Source organism: Streptomyces sp. NPDC055506, from assembly GCF_053643595.1.
On sequence record NZ_JBSHKH010000083.1, the window covers coordinates 17,388 to 36,053 of the forward strand.

Annotated in this window: 13 protein-coding genes; 8 read left to right on the plus strand and 5 right to left on the minus strand. The window is 71.8% G+C overall.

What is annotated here, in order from left to right:
• Positions 1–34 precede the first annotated feature (34 nt).
• Positions 35–1,441, plus strand: a complete 1,407-nt coding sequence (locus ACWIF2_RS27035; RefSeq protein ID WP_454363276.1) for a sulfatase family protein — start codon at positions 35–37, stop codon at positions 1,439–1,441.
• Here the strand turns inward: ACWIF2_RS27035 and ACWIF2_RS27040 are convergent, their stop codons facing one another.
• The 4 genes from ACWIF2_RS27040 to ACWIF2_RS27055 are packed head-to-tail and all read right to left on the minus strand — an operon-like array spanning position 1,442 to position 5,025.
• Positions 1,442–2,086, minus strand: coding sequence for a response regulator (locus ACWIF2_RS27040; protein ID WP_454363277.1), 645 nt, complete (start codon positions 2,084–2,086; stop codon positions 1,442–1,444).
• Positions 2,079–3,332, minus strand: coding sequence for a sensor histidine kinase (locus ACWIF2_RS27045; protein WP_454363292.1), 1,254 nt, complete (start codon positions 3,330–3,332; stop codon positions 2,079–2,081). The genes ACWIF2_RS27040 and ACWIF2_RS27045 overlap by 8 nt, the downstream gene beginning before the upstream one ends.
• A gap of 44 nt (positions 3,333–3,376) precedes the next feature.
• Positions 3,377–4,126, minus strand: a complete 750-nt coding sequence (locus ACWIF2_RS27050; protein ID WP_454363278.1) for an ABC transporter permease — start codon at positions 4,124–4,126, stop codon at positions 3,377–3,379.
• The gene (locus ACWIF2_RS27055; RefSeq protein ID WP_454363279.1) at positions 4,123–5,025 is read right to left on the minus strand and encodes an ATP-binding cassette domain-containing protein; all 903 of its coding nucleotides are present in this window, start codon (positions 5,023–5,025) and stop codon (positions 4,123–4,125) included. Before ACWIF2_RS27055 ends, ACWIF2_RS27050 begins: the two co-directional genes overlap by 4 nt.
• A 184-nt stretch (positions 5,026–5,209) precedes the next feature.
• Here ACWIF2_RS27055 and ACWIF2_RS27060 point away from each other — a divergent pair, with 184 nt between their 5' ends.
• The 5 genes from ACWIF2_RS27060 (at position 5,210) to ACWIF2_RS27080 (ending at position 13,617) form a co-directional block, all read left to right on the plus strand.
• Positions 5,210–7,027 carry an ABC transporter ATP-binding protein gene (locus tag ACWIF2_RS27060; RefSeq protein WP_454363280.1) on the plus strand — a complete coding sequence of 606 codons (1,818 nt, stop codon included), beginning with the start codon at positions 5,210–5,212 and terminating at the stop codon, positions 7,025–7,027.
• On the plus strand, positions 7,024–8,886 hold the full coding sequence (locus ACWIF2_RS27065) for an ABC transporter ATP-binding protein (RefSeq protein WP_454363281.1): 1,863 nt from the start codon (positions 7,024–7,026) through the stop codon (positions 8,884–8,886). The genes ACWIF2_RS27060 and ACWIF2_RS27065 overlap by 4 nt, the downstream gene beginning before the upstream one ends.
• A 183-nt stretch (positions 8,887–9,069) precedes the next feature.
• Positions 9,070–11,151 (plus strand): M4 family metallopeptidase, encoded by a 2,082-nt coding sequence (locus tag ACWIF2_RS27070; RefSeq protein WP_454363282.1) that lies wholly within the window; start codon positions 9,070–9,072, stop codon positions 11,149–11,151.
• Between the two features lie 231 nt (positions 11,152–11,382).
• Positions 11,383–13,026: a M4 family metallopeptidase gene (locus ACWIF2_RS27075; protein WP_454363283.1), complete on the plus strand. Its 1,644-nt coding sequence runs from the start codon at positions 11,383–11,385 to the stop codon at positions 13,024–13,026.
• Positions 13,027–13,095: 69 nt separating this feature from the next.
• Positions 13,096–13,617, plus strand: coding sequence for a DUF1990 domain-containing protein (locus tag ACWIF2_RS27080; protein WP_454363284.1), 522 nt, complete (start codon positions 13,096–13,098; stop codon positions 13,615–13,617).
• A gap of 50 nt (positions 13,618–13,667) precedes the next feature.
• On the opposite strand, the gene ACWIF2_RS27085 is transcribed toward ACWIF2_RS27080, so the two are convergent.
• Complete coding sequence (locus tag ACWIF2_RS27085; protein WP_454363285.1) at positions 13,668–16,286, minus strand: glycosyltransferase family 1 protein; 2,619 nt, start codon at positions 16,284–16,286, stop codon at positions 13,668–13,670.
• A 289-nt stretch (positions 16,287–16,575) separates the two neighbouring features.
• Between ACWIF2_RS27085 and ACWIF2_RS27090 the strand changes: the two genes are divergently transcribed.
• The gene (locus tag ACWIF2_RS27090) at positions 16,576–17,778 is read left to right on the plus strand and encodes a S8 family peptidase (RefSeq protein ID WP_454363287.1); all 1,203 of its coding nucleotides are present in this window, start codon (positions 16,576–16,578) and stop codon (positions 17,776–17,778) included.
• Between the two features lie 215 nt (positions 17,779–17,993).
• Positions 17,994–18,666 (plus strand): maltotransferase domain-containing protein (locus ACWIF2_RS27095; RefSeq protein WP_454363289.1); only part of this gene is annotated, 673 nt, incomplete at its 3' end.

An 18,666-nucleotide genomic window follows, 5' to 3' on the forward strand; every position in this document is an offset into this window, starting at 1 on the left:
TCCCCCTCTCCGCTCCGAGACTCCAGGACCCCGCATGCCCGAAATATCCCGTCGTGCCCTCGGTGCCCTCGTCGGCGGTGGTGCCGTGGGCGCCGTCGCCGGTACGGCCACCGGTGCCGAAGCCGCCCCCGCCGAGCGGCCGTTCAGGGCCCGCCCCGCTGCCGGGTCAGGCCGCCGCCCCAACGTCCTCGTCATCCTGGGCGACGACCTCGGCTGGGCCGACCTGTCCTCCTACGGCGCCCCCCACATCAAGACGCCGAACCTGGACCGGCTGGCCCGCCAGGGCGTGCGGTTCACCGACGCCTACTCCGGCTCCTCGACCTGCTCCCCGACCCGGTTCAGCCTCTACACCGGGCGCTATCCCGGCCGTACGAAGGGCGGACTCGCCGAGCCGATCGCCGACCGGTCGCAGGGCCTGGACCCGAGCCACCCCACCCTCGCCTCCCTGCTGAAGAAGGCGGGCTACGCCACCGCGCTCATCGGCAAGTGGCACTGCGGCTGGCTGCCCGACTTCAGCCCCACCAAGTCCGGCTGGGACGAGTTCTTCGGCAATCACGGGGGCGTGCTGGAGTACTTCTCCAAGCTCGGCCAGCTCGGCGACCACGACCTCTACGAGGGGGACGCCGAGTACAAGGACCTGCGGTACTACACGACCGTGCTGACGGAGCGGGCCGTGGAGTACGTGAGCCGGGACCACGACCGGCCCTGGCTGCTCAACCTCAACTTCACCACCCCGCACTGGCCATGGCTCGCCGAGGGCGACGAGGAGACCGGCGCGGAGATCGCGGCGAAGATCAGGGTGGCGACATCCCAGGCCGAGGTCAGCAAGGCCCTGAACCACTACGACGGCGGCTCGGTCGCCAAGTACACCCAGATGGTGGAGAGCCTGGACGCGGCCGTCGGGGAGGTGCTCGCCGCCCTGCGCCGCTCCGGGCAGGAGGAGAACACCGTCGTGCTGTTCGCCAGCGACAACGGCGGCGAGCGCTGGTCGTACCTGTGGCCCCTGAGCGGCCAGAAGTTCTCCCTCCAGGAGGGCGGCATCCGGGTGCCCGCGATCCTGCGCTGGCCCGCCCGGATCGACGGCCGGCAGGTCAGCCACGAGCCGAACTTCTCCCCCGACTGGACCGCCACCCTGCTGGAGCTGGCCGGTGCCCGGCCCGACCCGGCGTATCCGCTGGACGGCACGAGCCTCGCCGGGTACCTGCTGCGGGGCGAACGGCTGGCCGAGCGGGATCTGTTCTGGCGGACGCGCGGCAACCGGGCCCTGAGGCGCGGCGACTGGAAGTACTACCGGGACGCCAAGGGCACCGACCACCTGTACAACCTGGCCGCCGACGCCCGTGAACAGGCCGACCTCGCCCCCGACGAGCCGGAGTTGCTCACCGAGCTGAAGGCGGCGTGGGAGAAGACCGCAGCGGGGCTGCTGCCGTACCCGGGCTAGCTAGCCCAGGATGCCTCGCTCGTACGCCGTGGCCACCGCCGCCGCACGGTCCTTCACGCCCAGCTTGGCGTAGAGGTGCGTGAGGTGGGTCTTGACCGTGGCCTCGCTGATGAAGAGTTCGCGGGCGATCTCGCGGTTGGAGGTGCCCTTGGCGACCAGGGCCAGGACCTCGCGCTCGCGGGCGGAGAGGGCGTCGTTGCCGGGGGTCCGGGGAGTACGGACCGCCGAGACCAGGCGGGAGGCCACCGCCGGGGAGAGGACGGTCCGGCCTTCCGCCGCCGCGCGGACCGCCGCGAACAGTTCGTCTCGCGGGGCGTCCTTCAGGAGGTAGCCCGTCGCGCCCGCCTCTATCGCGGGGAGGGTGTCGGAGTCGGTGTCGTAAGTGGTCAGGACGAGGACCTTGGCGCGGGCGCCGGTGCGGGTCAGCTCGCGGATGGCGTCCACTCCCCCGCCGCCCGGCATGCGCAGGTCCATCAGGATCACGTCCGGGTCCAGGGCGGAGGCGAGCGCGACCGCCTCGACGCCGTTCGACGCCTCCCCCAGCACGCGGAAGCCCGGCGCGGACTCGAACATGCCGCGCAGGCCGTCCCGTACGACGGGGTGGTCGTCGACGACGAGCAGGGTGATCGCGGCGGCGTCAGTCATGGCGGACCAACGGTACGCGAGCGGAGACCGCCGTACCGTGGCCCGGCTCCGACTCGACGGTGAGGGACCCGGCGACGCGTTCGGCGCGGGCGCGCATGCCGTCGAGGCCGAAGCCACCGGCGCGGTCGCGTTCGGGGACGGCGAGCGGGTCGAAGCCGCGGCCGTCGTCGCGGATGTCGAGGATGACCTCGTCGCCGAGGAAGGACAGGGTGACGCCGACACGGCCGGCGGCGGCGTGCCGGGCGGTGTTGGAGAGTGCCTCCTGGACGATCCGCAGGAGCGTGGCCGCGATCTCCTCGTGGAGCTGCTCGTCGGTGCCGGTGACGGTGAACTCGGCGCGCACACCCGTCCGTTCGCCCCATTCGGCGACCGTCTTCTTCAGGGCTTCCGGCAGTCCGGCGTCGGCCAGCGCCACGGGGGCGAGGTTGTGCACGGAGCGGCGGGCCTCGCCGAGGCTGTGCCGGGCCAGGTCCGAGGCGCGTTCGAGGTGGGTGCGGGCCACGGCCAGGTCTGGGGCGTTCGCGACGACCTGGAGCTGGGCGATGATGCCGGTCAGCCCCTGGGCGATGGTGTCGTGGATCTCGGCGGCCAGCCGTCGCCGCTCGTCGGCGACTCCGGCCTCCCGGGCCTGCACCAGGAGCTGGGCGTGCAGGGCGGCGTTCTCGTCGAGGGCCTGCTGCAGGGCCGCGTTGGTGCGCTCCAGTTCGGTGATGGTCGCGGTCTGGATCCGGGTGCGTTCCTCCTCCCGCCCGGCCAGCTGGCCGAAGACGATCAGCAGCGCGATGTGGACGCAGAGCAGCCCGCCGAACACCGCCCAGTTCAGCGGCCCGTGCAGGGGCATGCCACCGGACTGCGACCCGGCGATGGTCACCGCGGTCGCCAGCAGCCCGAGTTTGAGCGGGCGACCCCGCAGCAGCCGGTCGGGGCCGACGAACCCGGCGGCGGCGTAGAAGGCGAAGAACGGGTTGAACCAGCTCAACGCGAAGGCCAGGGCCCAGCGTATGAAGTAGTAGCAGGCGCCCGGCCCCGAGGGGGTCAGGGGCCGGCCGCGGGACCAGCGCCCCCACCACACCTGGAGGGCCACGGCGGCGCCTACCAGGACGACGGTGGCGTACCGCTCCCGCCCGGTCATGCCGACCGCGTCGACCGTGGCCACGGAGAGCACGGTGCCCGCCGCCAGCATCCCGTAGGGCCCCCAGCGGAAGTACGCCGCCCACCGCTGCTCCACACCCGCCACGTCCGTCATGCCCACAGTGTCGGCCACGGCCGTGGACCCTCCCCCGGCGCCGGTCATTCCCAGCGGAACCAGCGCGCGGCCGACGCCGAGAGCACCGCCGTCCACGCGGCGAGGACGGCCAGGTGGCCCCAGCTCGGCCAGTCGCCCGCGGCGGCCTGGTCGAGGGCCCGTGCGGCGGCGCCGAAGGGGGTGCACTGGACGATGCGGCCCAGCAGGTCCGGCATGGCCTGCACGGGCACCCAGACCCCGGCACAGAACATCATCGGGAAGAACACGGCCGTCCCGATCGCGGTCGCGATCTTCGTCGTGCGGGCCCGTGCCGAGATCACCGCGCCCAGCGAGATGGCGGCGAGCACGGCGAGGAGCAGCGCGAGCAGGTACCCGACGGGCTGTTCGGGCAGCCGTACGTCGTAGGCGAGGCGTCCGACGACGAGCGTGAGCAGCGCGGAGACCAGGGCCGCCACGCCGTTCACCAGCATCTGGGCGGCCAGCAGGGCCGAGGGCCGGACAGGGGTGGTGGACAGCCGGCGCAGGATGCCGTTCTCGCGGTAGCCGGTGAGCGTCGGCGGCATCGCCTGCACCCCGGCCATGATGAGGGCGACCAGCACGCACACGGGCACGTACACGTCGACGATCCGCAGCCCGCCGAGCCCGTCCTGGGCCTCGCGGAACGACGGCACGGAACCGAGGATGCCCAGCAGCAGAGCCGGGAACAGCAGGACCCAGAAGAGACTGCCCGGCTCGCGCCTGAAGAGGCGGAACTCGCTGCGCAGCACAGCGGGGTTGATCAGTGCCGTGCTCATGCGGAGGCCTCCGTGAGGTCCAGGAACGCGTCGTCCAGCGTGGCGTCGGTGACGCGGAGTTGACGGGCGGTGATGTGGTGGCGGGCGAGCAGCGACAGCACGGCGTTGACCGTGTCGTCCGTGCCGGACAGCGTGATCCGGCCGTCCTTGTTCTCGACGGCGACCAGGGCGGGGAGCGTGTTCAGCTCGCGGTCGTCCAGGGGCGTGGACGGGGTGAAGCTGATGACGGTGGCGCCCGCCGAGCGGCGGATCAGCCCGGAGGGAGTGTCGAGGGCGGCGACCCGGCCCTTGTCGATCACGGCGATCCGGTCGCAGAGCCGCTGTGCCTCCTCCATGAAGTGCGTGACGAGCAGGACCGTGACGCCCCCGGCGCGGACGTCCTCGATGAGCTGCCAGGTGTCGCGACGAGCGCGTGGGTCGAGGCCGGTGGTGAGCTCGTCCAGGACGACGACCCGGGGGTCGCCGATCAGGGCGAGCGCGATGAACAGGCGCTGCTTCTGACCGCCCGACAGCTTGGCGAAACGGGTGGTCAGCTTCTCCTCCAGGCCGAGGCGTTCGGCCAGCGGGCGCCAGTCGACGGGGCGCGGATAGAACGCGGCATAGAGCTCCAGCGCCTCACGGACGGTGAGCTTGGCCTGCAGCCGGGTCTCCTGGAGCTGGGCGCCCAGGACCTGGGCGACCCGCTCGTGGTCGGCGACCGGGTCGAGGCCGGTGACGCGGACCCGGCCGGAGTCGGGGACGCGCAGGCCCTCGACGCATTCGACGGTGGTGGTCTTGCCGGCGCCGTTCGGGCCGAGGATCCCGAAGATCTCGCCCTCCTCGACGGCGAAGGAGATGCCGTCCACGGCCGGGCGGCCGGCATAGGCCTTGCGCAGGTCGGTGACTTCGATGACGGACATGGACCGAGGGTCCCGGTGCGGCGGGTCCGCGCACATCGCCCGTCGCGCTCGAAGGGGCATCAGCCGATCGGCGGATGCGGGCCGTACGACCCCCCGAAGACGCAGGTCGTAGGACCAAGGACGGACCGGGACTCGGAGAAAACTCGGTGGGCAGTGTCAGTGGCGATCCGTAGGCTCACTGCTGATGGCCACCACATCTGCCCCCACCCGGAATCGTTCTGCCGTGCGCACGCTGCTGCGCCTGTGGCCGTACGTGCGGCCCGCGCGGGCACGGCTGTTCAGCGCCGCGTTCGTGGCGATAGTCGCCTCCAGTACGGGCCTGGTCATCCCGCTCGTCCTGAAGTGGATGGTGGACGGGCCGGTCGCCGACCGGGACCCGGCCGGGGTGTGGCTCGGGGCGCTGTGCCTGCTGCTGCTCGGCTTCGCGGAGGCCCTGCTGTTCGGGCTGCGGCGCTGGCTGGTGGCGCGGCCGCTGGCGCACGTCGAGGCGTCGATGCGGGCGGATCTGTACCGGCACCTGCAACGGCTGCCGGTGTCCTTCCACGACCGCTGGGCCTCCGGGCAGTTGCTGTCGCGGGGGATCGCGGACCTGAGCCTCCTCCGCATGTTCCTCGCCTTCCCGTTGACGTTCCTGCTGGTCAACGGGGTGACGATAGTGATCGGCGTGATCATCATGCTGCTCCAGGACTGGACGCTGGGGCTGGTGATCCTCGGGCCCGCCGTGCCCGTGATGGTGACCTGTGTGATCTTCGAGAAGCGGTACGCCGAGGTGGCGCGGCGCGCGCAGGACCAGGTCGGCGACCTGACCACGGTCGTCGAGGAGAGCGTGCTCGGCATCCGCATCATCAAGGGGTTCGGACGCCACCGGAGCCAGGCGCGGGCGTTTCGCGACCTGTCGGGGAAGCTGCGGGGCACGGAGCTGCGCAAGGCGCGGCTGCTGGCGACGATCTGGGGCGTCATCGTGACGCTGCCCGAGCTGGCGATCGGGGCGGCGCTCGTCGTGGGGGTCGTACAGGTCGCCGACGGGGGCTTGTCGGCGGGGACGCTGGTGGCGTTCCTGTCGACGGCGCTGGCCCTGCGGTGGCCGGTGGAGTCGATCGGTTTCCTGCTGGCCATGAGCCAGGAGGCGGCGACGGCGACCGAGCGGTACTTCGAGGTGATGGACGAGGAGGTGGAGGAGGCCGGGGGCCGTCGGCCCGCCGCTGCGGGTGGCCGGTCAACAGCTCTTGAGAGCAGGGGACTTCGCTTTCACGGCGTCACCTTCCGCTACCCCGACGCCCCGCCCTGCTCCCCGCCCGTCCTCCAGCACATCGACCTCCACATCCGCCCCGGCGAGTCCATGGCCCTGGTCGGCTCCACCGGCAGCGGCAAGACCACCCTCACCGCACTCGTCCCGCGTCTCTACGAGGTCACCTCGGGCCGCATCACCCTCGACGGCGTCGACATCACCGAGTTGTCGAGGGACGCGCTGCGCGCCAAGGTCGCCGTCGCCTTCGAGGAGCCCACGCTCTTCTCGGCCGCGGTCGGCGACAACGTTCTCATGGGGGCCGACGGCACGGCCGGGCCGGCGGAGCTGGAGCGCGCCCTCGCCGTCGCCCAGGCCGACTTCGTGCACGCCCTGCCGCAGGGCACGGACACCCAGGTCGGCGAGCAGGGCCTCAGCCTCTCCGGCGGGCAGCGGCAGCGGCTCGCGCTCGCCAGGGCTGTCGTCGGGCAGCCGGAGTTCCTCGTACTGGACGACCCGCTGTCGGCCCTGGACGTGCACACCGAGGCCGCCGTGGAGGCCGCCCTGCGGCACGTCCTTGCGGACACGACCGCCCTGATCGTGGCGCACCGCCCGTCCACGGTGCTGCTCGCCGACCGGGTCGCGCTGCTGTCCGGCGGCCGGATCGCCGCGGTCGGCACCCATCACGAACTGCTGCGCACGAACGCCGAGTACGCGCACTTGATGTCCGGAGAACAGTCAGGGGAACCCTCAGGGGAACAGGAGGGCGCGCGATGACGGCGGCAACCGGCACACCGGCCGACAGGAAACCCGGCGACGAACCCGACGACCGGCCCGCCGCCACCGGCGACCCCTTCGACCAGGACCTGCTGCCCACTCCCCCGGGCGCCACCGCCGCCCTGCTGCGCTCGCTCCTCGCGCCCCTGAAGGCCCGCGTCACGGTCACGACGATCCTGCTGCTGCTCCAGCAGGCGGTCGTGCAGGCGGGCCCGCTGCTCGTGGCGTACGCCATCGACCGTGCCGTACCGGCGTTCCGGGCCGGGGACCACGGGCCGCTGATCGCGGTGGGCGCCGGCTATCTGGCGTGCGCCCTGGCCGCGGGCGGACTGCAGTGGGCGTTCGTCTCCGCCGCGGCCCGCGTCAGCCAGGACGTGCTGCTCGACCTGCGCGGCCGGATCTTCCGCCACGCGCAGGCGCTGAGCGTCGACTTCCACGAGCGCTACACCTCGGGCCGGCTCATCTCCCGCTCCACGGCGGACGTGGAGTCGCTGCGCGAACTGCTCGACGAGGGCCTGCAGGAACTGGTGACGGTCATCCTGTCCTTCGTCTACATCTCGGCGATGCTGCTCTGGCTCGACCTGGGCCTCGGCGGCGTGGCGGTGGCGTCCCTGGTGCCGCTCTACGCCCTCGTGCGTCTTTACCAGCGGCGCGCCGGGCGGGTGTACCGGGCGCGGTCCACCGCCATCGCGGCCGTCATCGTGAAGTTCGTCGAGACGATGAACGGCATCCGGCCGGTGCGCGCCTTCCGCCGCGAGGCCGTCAACGACGCGGACTTCGGCGTGCTCAACCAGCGGCACGAGCGGACCAACGGCAACGCGCTGCTGGAGATGGCCCGCTACGTCACCGGCTCGCGGCTGGTCGCCAACACGGCGGTCGCGGCGATCGTCCTGTGGGGCGCCTACCGGGTCGCGGGCGGCACCCTGGCCCTCGGTGTGCTGGCGGCGGCCGTGCTGTACCTGCGGCGGCTGTACGACCCGATCGACCGGCTCGGGATGTTCCTCAACTCGTACCAGTCGGCGGCGGCCTCGCTGGAGAAGATCGCCGGGCTGCTCGCCCAGGCCCCGTCCGTCGCCGAGCCGGCGGACCCCCGGCCGCTCCCGCCCCTGGCGAGCGAGCACCCGGGCCGCGAGGTCGTCTTCGACGGCGTCGGCTTCGGCTACCGCACCGGCGGCGAGGTGCTGCCCCGCTTCGACCTCACGATCCCGGCCGGGCAGACGGTCGCGGTCGTCGGCTCCACGGGCGCCGGAAAGTCGACCCTGGCCAAGCTGCTGGCCCGGTTCTACGACCCCTCCGAGGGCCGGGTGCTGCTGGACGGCGTGGACCTGCGCGACCTCGCCGGGCCCGACCTGCGGCGCGGGGTGGTCATGGTGACGCAGGAGTCGTTCCTGTTCTCCGGCACGGTCGCCGAGAACATCGCGATCGGCCGCCCGGACGCCACCCGTGCGGAGATGGAGCGGGCGGCGAAGGAGATCGGCGCGCACGACTTCATCAGCGCCCTGCCCGACGGCTACGACACCGACGTACGCAAGCGGGGCGGCCGTATCTCGGCCGGGCAGCGGCAACTGGTCGCGTTCGCCCGGGCGTTGCTGGCCGACCCGGCGGTGCTGATCCTCGACGAGGCGACCAGCTCGCTGGACATTCCGGGCGAGCGCGCGGTGCAGCGGGCGATGGCGACGGTGCTGAGGGGACGCACGGCGGTGGTCATCGCGCACCGGCTCTCGACCGTCGAGATCGCGGACCGTGTTTTGGTGATGGAGCAGGGAAAGATCGTCGAGGACGGCACACCCGCCGAACTCGTCGCGGGCACGGGCAGGTTCGCGGATCTGCACCGGGCCTGGAGGGACAGTCTGGCTTAGGGGTTCTCGCGCTGTGAACGGGTCCGTATAGCGAACATGAACTTCCGGTCAACGAACCTTTTCCGGCCATAGTCTTGACGCGGTCCTGACAGAAAGCGCACTCCCCTGCCACGCTTCCCACGACTGCTCCACAGAAACCCCACTGCGACACCTCCACCTCCCCAGGCCGGGCGACCCCCGGCCATGCAGAAGGAGTCAGTGTTGAGAAGCAGTTCCTCGCGAAGAGGCACCTCCCACAGACGCACTCCCCACACCCCTCGCCGTACCGCGGCCGTGGCCCTCGCCGGCGTCGCCGCGCTGATCGCCACCGCCGTCCAGGCCGGCACCGCCACCGCGGCCCCGGAGAACAGGGCTCCGGCGGCCGCGAGCAAGGCGAAGCCGGGCTCGGAATCGGTACGGCTCACCCCCGCCCAGCGCGCCGCGCTGATCCGGGAGGCGAACGCCGGCAAGGCCGAGACCGCCAAGGACCTGGGCCTCGGCGCCCAGGAGAAGCTGGTCGTCCGCGACGTCCTGAAGGACCGCGACGGCACCGTGCACACACGCTACGAGCGCACCTACGCGGGCCTGCCCGTCCTCGGCGGCGACCTGGTCGTGGAGAGCACGAAGGCGGACGCCACCGCGGCCGTCGTGAAGGCCACCCGCGCCGCGATCAAGCCGGCCACGACGAAGGCGGCGGTGTCCGCCGCGAAGGCCCGGCAGCAGGCCCTGGCCGCGGGGAAGGCCGACGAGGCCAAGAGCCCGGACATCAACCGCGAGCCCCGCAAGGTGATCTGGGCCGCGAGCGGCAAGCCGGTCGTGGCGTACGAGACGGTCGTCGGCGGCTTCCAGCACGACGGCACCCCGCAGGAACTGCACGTGGTCACCGACGCCACCACCGGCGAGAAGCTGTTCGAGTGGGAGGCCATCGAGACCGGGACCGGCAACACGGTCTACAGCGGCACGGTCGACCTCACCACGACCCAGTCCGGCTCGACGTACAACCTCACCGACGGCGCCCGCGGCGGCCACAAGACGTACAACCTCAACCGCGGCACCTCCGGCACCGGCACCCTCTTCTCCGGCCCCGACGACGTGTGGGGCAACGGCGCCCCCTCCAACCTGGAGTCGGCCGGCGCCGACGCCCACTACGGTGCCGCGCTGACCTGGGACTACTACAAGAACGTGCACGGCCGCAGCGGCATCCGCGGCGACGGTGTGGGCGCCTACTCCCGGGTCCACTACGGCAACAACTACGTCAACGCGTTCTGGTCGGACAGCTGCTTCTGCATGACGTACGGCGACGGCTCGGGCAACGCGAACCCGCTGACGTCGATCGACGTGGCCGCCCACGAGATGACCCACGGGCTGACGTCGAACACCGCGGGCCTCAACTACAGCGGCGAGTCCGGCGGTCTGAACGAGGCGACGAGCGACATCTTCGGCGCGACCGTCGAGTTCTACGCGAACAACTCCTCCGACGTCGGTGACTACCTCATCGGCGAGGAGATCAACATCAACGGCGACGGGACCCCGCTGCGCTACATGGACAAGCCGAGCAAGGACGGCTCGTCCAAGGACAGCTGGTACTCCGGCATCGGCTCGATCGACGTGCACTACTCCTCGGGCCCGGCGAACCACTTCTTCTACCTGCTGAGCGAGGGCAGCGGCACCAAGACCATCAACGGTGTCACCTACAACTCGGCCACCTCGGACGGGCTTCCGGTCACCGGCATCGGCCGGGACAAGGCGGAGAAGATCTGGTTCCGCGCCCTGACCACGAAGTTCACCTCGACCACCAACTACGCGGGCGCCCGCACCGGCACCCTCGCCGCGACCGGTGAGCTCTACGGCGCCGACAGCGCCGAGTACAAGGCCGTCCAGCACGCGTGGGCGGGCATCAACGTCGGCACCCGACCCGGCGACGGAGGAGGCGGCGGCACGTCCTTCGAGAACGCCGCCGACGTGGCCATTCCGGACCGGGGCGCGGCGGTCACGTCGCCGGTCACCGTCACCGGCCGGACGGGCAACGCGCCCGCCAACCTCCAGGTCGCCGTGGACATCGTCCACACCTACATCGGTGACCTCAAGGTGGATCTGGTCGCCCCCGACGGCACGGCGTACACGCTGAAGGGCTACGGCACCGGCGGCAGCGCGGACAACATCAACGAGACCTACACCGTGAACGCCTCCTCCGAGGTCGCCAACGGCACCTGGCAGTTGCGGGTCCAGGACAACGCGGCCATCGACACCGGCTACATCAACAGCTGGAAGCTCACCTTCCCGTGAGCGCCGTGAGGCGTAGACCGTAGGCCGCAACGGCTCCCCAAGTCAGGGCGCCGCCCCGGTGGGTTCGACTCCCCCGGGACGGCGCCCGCTTCTCATGCCCGGAACCGTCAGGCTGTCGTCGATTTCCGGCCAACATCACGCGTTACTCCTGACATGTACGCGCCCTTGGTGCCACTCTTCCCCCACCCGCCGCACAGCACCCCAGCAGTTCCCCCACATCAAGGAGCTCGTGTGACCCCCCTCTACGCGCGTCACAAGCGCACCACGCTGGCCATCGCCACCGCCGTCGCCGCCGGCGCCCTGCTCACCACCGGTCTGACCTCCGGCAGCAGCGTCGCCGCCGACTCCTCCTCCGAGCCGGCCCTCGCCGCCGCCCCGGTCCTGCTCTCCGCGCCCGCCCGCACGGCCCTGGTCAAGGAGCAGCAGGCGGACGCGCCGAAGACCGCCGACGAGATAGGCCTCGGCGATCAGGAGAAGCTGGTCGTCAAGGACGTCGTGAAGGACGCCGACGGCACGGTCCACACGCGCTACGAGCGCACCTACGCGGGCCTGCCGGTCCTCGGCGGCGACCTCGTCGTGCACGAGTCGAAGTCCGGCGCGACCAAGGGCGTGACCAGAGCGACGAAGGCCGCGCTCAAGGTCGCCTCCCTCAAGCCGGCGGTCACCGCGGCCAAGGCCGAGAAGCAGGCCGTGACGCTCGCCAAGGCGGCCGGCTCGGAGAAGACCGAGGCCAACTCCGCTCCCCGCAAGGTGATCTGGGCGGCCGACGGCAAGCCCACCCTCGCCTACGAGACCGTCGTCGGCGGCCTCCAGGAGGACGGCACGCCGAACGAGCTGCATGTCATCACCGACGCCGCCACCGGCAAGAAGCTCTACGAGCACCAGGCCATCGAGACCGGCACCGGCAACACCACGTACAGCGGCAAGGTCGACCTCACGACCACCAAGTCCGGGTCGACGTACAACCTGACGGACGGCACCCGCGGCGGCCACAAGACGTACAACCTCAACCGCGGCACCTCCGGCACCGGCACCCTCTTCTCCGGCGCGGACGACGTCTGGGGCACCGGCGACCCCTCCAACCTGGAGACGGCCGCCGCCGACGCGCACTACGGCGCCCAGGTGACCTGGGACTTCTACAAGAGCGCCTTCGGCCGCAGCGGCATCCGCAACGACGGCAAGGCCGCCTACTCCCGCGTCCACTACGGCAACGCCTACGTCAACGCCTTCTGGTCGGACAGCTGCTTCTGCATGACCTACGGCGACGGCGAGGGCAACACCAACCCGCTGACCTCGCTCGACGTGGCCGCCCACGAGATGAGCCACGGTCTGACCTCGGCCACCGCCGGCCTCAACTACAGCGGCGAGTCCGGCGGCCTCAACGAGGCCACCAGCGACATCTTCGGCGCGGGCGCCGAGTTCTACGCGAACAACTCCTCCGACGTCGGCGACTACCTCATCGGCGAGGAGATCGACATCAACGGCGACGGCAGCCCGCTGCGCTACATGGACAAGCCCAGCAAGGACGGCTCGTCCAAGGACGCCTGGTCCTCCAGCCTCGGCGGCGTGGACGTCCACTACTCCTCCGGTCCCGCCAACCACTTCTTCTACCTGCTGTCCGAGGGCAGCGGCTCGAAGACCATCAACGGCGTGACCTACAACTCGCCCACCTCCAACGGCTCCACGGTCACCGGCATCGGCCGCACCAAGGCGCTGCAGATCTGGTACAAGGCGCTGACGACGTACATGACGTCGACGACCAAGTACGCGGCCGCCCGCACGGCGACCCTGAACGCGGCCAAGGACCTCTACGGCGCGAGCAGCACCGAGTACAAGACGGTCGCGGCCGTCTGGTCCGCGGTCAACGTCGGCTGACCGAAGCACGACCCACGGGCGGTACCCGGAGCGACAGCGGCTCCGGGTACCGCCCTACTCTTGGGGACCATGTCTTCGGAGGACTTCACGTACGCCGATGTCGGCGCCACCCGCGAGGAGCACTACTGCCCGCCGGGATTCCACCCCATGAACGTGCGCACCCGCCTCGGGGAGGGTGAGGAGGTCTTCCGACGGGCCTCGGAGGCGGTGCTCACCTGGGAGATGCACCGGGCCATGGGCGTCGGCGTCGACGCGAGCGCGGAACGGGCCGCCCCCGGCGTCGACGTCACCGTCACCCTCGCCGGCATGATCAAGGCCCCCTGCCGCGTGGTGTGGACCCTGGAGGAACCCCGCCGCACCGGCTGGGCCTACGGCACCCTGACCGGCCACCCGGAGTGCGGCGAGGAGTCCTTCGTGGTCGACCGCACGGGAGACGGCACGGTCTGGCTGACGGTCAATGCCTTCAGCAGGGCAGCGAAGTGGTACGCGAGGGCGGGCGGCCTGGCGACCAGGGGCTTGCAGCACGCGTATGCCCGCAGGTGCGGCGCGGTCCTACGGAACATTGCAACGCAGGGTGGTGACGGTACTTAGGGGCGCGGGGAACTGCGCGACAAGCCCCCACGCGCCCGCAGACGGCGAACTCACCGCATCAGCAACCCCGCAGCCGCGACAAGCTCCTCAGAGGGCCCGGCAACCAATCCCAACTCCGCGCTCGAAGCCAACAGCCGATGCGCGGGCAGGATCCGCACCGTGTACCCGAACGGCCCGGTGCGATCCAGGGACAAGGCCCCTTCGTACACCCACCGCCCGTCCACCCCGGGGGACCCGACCGGCTTCAGGGAGACAACCGCCGCATCCCCGATCCGGTCCTCCTCGTCCACCCGCCCCGACACCACCTGAACCTCGACATCATCAGGCCCGAGATCCCCGAGCCCCACCCGCACCCGCACCCCCAGCGTCGTACCGAGCTCCGCCAGCGCCTCCGACACCGACGTCTCCACATGGTCGACCGTCACGCCCGGCCAGGCGGCCCGCACCTTCCCTTTCCACTCGGCGAGCTCACGCGCAGGATCCGGCCCCATCGAGCGATGCGCGAGGGCCGCCGGCGTGTAGAGACGCTCGACGTACTCCCGGACCATGCGCCCGGCCAGCACCTTCGGCCCGAGCAGGCTCAGGGTCTGGCGGACCATCTCGATCCAGCGGTCGGGCAGCCCGCTGCGGCCGCGCTCGTAGAAGCGGGGCGTCACCCGCTGCTCGAGCAGGTCGTACAGCGCCGCGGCCTCTATGTCGTCGCGCCGGTCCGGATCGGTCCCGACACCGTCGGCCGTGGGGATGGCCCAGCCGAAGTCCGGCTGGAACCACTCGTCCCACCATCCGTCGAGGACGGACAGATTGAGACAACCGTTGAGCGCGGCCTTCATGCCGGACGTGCCGCAGGCCTCCAGCGGCCGGAGCGGATTGTTCAGCCAGATGTCGCAGCCCGGGTACAGCTTCTGCGCCATGGCCATGCCGTAGTCGGGCAGGAACACGAGCCGGTGCCGCACCCGCGGATCGTCCGCGAACCGCACCAGCTCCTGCACCAGCCGCTTCCCGCCGTCGTCCGCGGGGTGCGCCTTGCCCGCCACGACGATCTGGACCGGCCGCTCGGAGTGCAGCAGCAGGTCCATCAGCCGGTCGCGATCGCGCAGCATCAACGTCAGACGCTTGTACGACGGGACGCGCCGGGCGAAGCCGATGGTCAGGACGTCCGGGTCGAGCACTCCGTCGATCCAGCCCAGCTCGGCCGTACCGGCCCCGCGCTGCCGCCAGGACGCCCGCAGCCGCTCCCGCACCTCGGTCACGAGCTGCTCGCGCAGGCCCCGCCGCAGCTCCCAGATCTCCTGGTCGGCGATGTCCGCCACCGCGTCCCAGCGGTCCGAGCCGCCGACGGTCAGCGCGTCCTCGGCGCGCTGGGCACCGATCTGCCGGGCGCCGAGCCGGAACACCTCCGGGGCGACCCAGGTGGGCGCGTGCACCCCGTTGGTGACGGACGTGATCGGGACCTCTTCGGCGTCGAAGCCGGGCCACAGGCCGGAGAACATCTCACGGCTGACGTTGCCGTGCAGCAGGGACACCCCGTTGGCGCGCTGGGCCAGGCGCAGGCCCATCACGGCCATGTTGAACAGGTTGGGCTCCCCGCCGGGATAGGTCTCCATGCCGAGCTTGAGGACGCGCCCGACGTCGATGCGGGGCAGCTCCGCGTCGGGGCCGAAGTGGCGGGCGACCAGCTCGCGGTCGAAGCGGTCGATCCCGGCCGGGACGGGGGTGTGGGTGGTGAAGACGGTCCCGGAGCGGACCGCCTCCAGCGCCGCGTCGAAGTCCGAGCCCGCCGCGCAGAGTTCGGCGATCCGCTCCAGGCCGAGGAACCCGGCGTGCCCCTCGTTGGTGTGGAACACCTCCGGCGCGGGGTGCCCGGTCAGCCGGCAGTACGTCCGGACCGCCCGCACACCTCCTATCCCCAGCAGCATCTCCTGCAGCAGCCGGTGCTCGCTGCCGCCGCCGTAGAGCCGGTCGGTCACGCCGCGCTCGCCGAGGTCGTTCTCCTCGACGTCCGAGTCCAGCATCAGCAGCGGGACGCGGCCGACCTGCGCGAGCCAGATCCGGGCGCGCAGCTGCTTCTCCCCGGGCAGGGCGAGGGCGACCTGGGCGGGGGTGCCGTCGGGCTCCTCGAGGAGGACCAGGGGCAGCTCGTTCGGGTCGAGGACGGGGTAGTGCTCCTGCTGCCAGCCGTCCCGGGAGAGGGTCTGGCGGAAGTAGCCGTGCCGGTAGAGCAGCCCGACGCCGATCAGCGGGACGCCCAGGTCGCTGGCCGCCTTCAGATGGTCGCCGGCCAGGATGCCGAGGCCGCCGGAGTACTGCGGCAGGGCGGCCGTGACGCCGAACTCGGGTGAGAAGTAGGCGACCGCGGCGGGAAGTTCCTCGGGCTGGGCCTGGTACCAGCGGTCGCCGGTCATGTAGTCGTGCAGATCGCCCGCGACCGCGGCGAGGCGGCGCAGGAACCGGCGGTCCTCGGCCAGGTCCGCGAGCCGCGCGGGCGGCACGCTGCCCAGCAGCCGGACCGGGTCGCACCCGGAGGCGGCCCAGCGCTCGGGGTCGACGGACTGGAACAGATCACGGGTCTCCGCGTGCCACGACCACCGCAGATTGCGGGCCAGATCGCTGAGCGGCCGGAGGGGGTCGGGGAGAACGGGTCGGACGGTGAATCGACGGATCGCCTTCACGGGTTCCACCTCGGCGCGTTCGCTGGTTGACGCAGGGCTTAGACACAGGGCTTCATCGACGTCTCCTACGACAGTACCGGCGGATGCGCCGCCGCCGCTGAGGCTCCGCCGTCGCACCCCCGATCGGCCTGAACAGCACCATCAACAGATATGGCCGATTCCACCCCCATAGGCGTCCTTGTGGTGTTTCACGGGCCACGAGAGGCTGCCCCTGGCGTACCGGCCCGCGCCCGCCGCACGCGGCGCCGCGCGGCAGCCGTACGCCGAGTCGAGGAGGGGAACTCGGACCATGGCACGGACGCGCACACGGCGCCCGCGCTGGACGGGGGGCCTGGCCGCGGCGGTCTGCGCCGCGGCTTTTTCGGCCATCACCCTGCCCGCGCACGCCGTACCGGAGGGGCGGATACTCGGCGCCGGAGGACCCGGCACCGTGCACGGCAGTTATCTGGTGACACTGAAGGAGGGCACGAGGGCGCCGTCGGGGGCCGGAAAGGGCCTGGCCGAGACGTACGGGGTGGACATCAGCCACACCTACGGCACGGTCCTGAACGGCTACGCGATCAGGGCGAACGCGAGACAGGCCGCACGGCTCGCCGCCGATCCGCGGGTCGCCTCGGTCGTCCAGGACACCCGCGTGCGGCTGGACGGCACGCGGCGGAACCCGGCGTCCTGGGGACTGGACCGCGTCGACCAGCCGAGTCTGCCCCTGGACCGGAGCTACACCTGGCCCGAGTCAGCGGGTGCCGGGGTGACGGTGTACGTGATCGACACCGGCGTCCGGACCACCCACCGGGACTTCGGGGGCCGGGCGAGCCACGGCTGGGACTTCGTGGGGAACGACAAGGTCGCGGCGGACGCCAACGGCCATGGCACGCACATCGCCGGCACGGTCGCCGGGAAGACCCACGGCGTCGCCGGCCGGGCCCGGATCGTCTCCGTGCGCGTCCTCGACGCCGCGGGCGCGGGCACCACGGCCCGGGTGATCGCCGGGATCGACTGGGTGACCCGGCACGCGAGGAAACCCGCGGTGGCCAACCTCAGTCTGGGCGGCCCGCGCAACGAACGGCTGGACGCCGCCGTCCGCGCCTCCATCGCCTCCGGCGTCACCTACACGGTCGCGGCGGGCAACGACGGCAGGCCGGCCGGGCTCTACTCCCCGGCAGGCGTCAAACAGGCGATCACGGTCGGCGCCACCGACCGCGGGGATACAAAACCGGCCTTCTCCAACCACGGTCCGGCCCTCGATCTCTTCGCCCCGGGCGTCGGCATCACCTCCGCGGCCGCCGCGAGCGACACCGCGCGGGCCACGTTCTCGGGCACCTCGATGGCCTCTCCGCACGCGGCGGGCGCGGCCGCGCTGTATCTGGCCGACCATCCGAAAGCGACTCCGTCCCAGGTCGGGAGGGCTCTGACGGCGGGAGCGGCGACCGGGAAAATCTCCGGCAGGGGTATCGGTTCGCCGGACAAGTTACTGCGGGTGCCGCACCCGTAGGGCGAAGGAGCAGCCACACACAAGGGCCGGCCTCGTCCCTCGCGGACGAGGCCGGTCTTGTGTGTCGACATACCCCTGAGTAGTTAACAAAGTGCCGGATTGCCCACCCGAATAGGGTGGGAAGGCTCCTGCGGGTACCCCTCTCAGGAGCACCACGCAGGACCCACCTCCCCATAGACATCCGCCCACCCACGTTGACGCGGACAGGAGCGGTCATGCCCGCCAAGCACCATTCGTCACCACCCCCGACCCGCCGCACCGGGGCGCGCGCGCCCGGCGGCGAGGAACGTCCCGCGCGCCCGGCCGACGCCGGTCCACCGGCCCCGCAACCACCCCCCGCGGGCGAGGCGACCGCCGTCGGGCGCATACCCGTGCTCGACGTCCGCCCGGTCGTCCAGCAGGGACGCCGGCCGGCCAAGGCCGTGACCGGCGAGACCTTCGAGATCTCGGCGACCGTGTTCCGGGAGGGGCACGACGCGGTCGCCGCCAACGCCGTCCTGAAGGACCCCGAGGGCCGTCCCGGGCCGTGGACGCCGATGCGGGAGCTGGCCCCCGGCACGGACCGGTGGGGCGCCACGGTCACCGCCGGGGAGCCCGGCCTGTGGACGTTCACCGTGGAGGCCTGGGGCGACCCGATCGGAACCTGGCGCCACCACGCGCAGATCAAGATCCCGGCCGGCCTGGACACGGACGTCGTCCTGGAGGAGGGCGCACGCCTGTACGAGCGCGCGGCCGACGGCATACCCGAGGAGACGGGCCTGCGGGACGTGGTCCTGGCCGCCGTGGACGCCCTGCGGGACGAGAGCCGCCCGGCGGCCGCGCGGCTCGCCGGTGCGCTGACGCCGGAGGTGGAGGAGGTGCTGGCCCGGCATCCGCTGCGGGACCTGG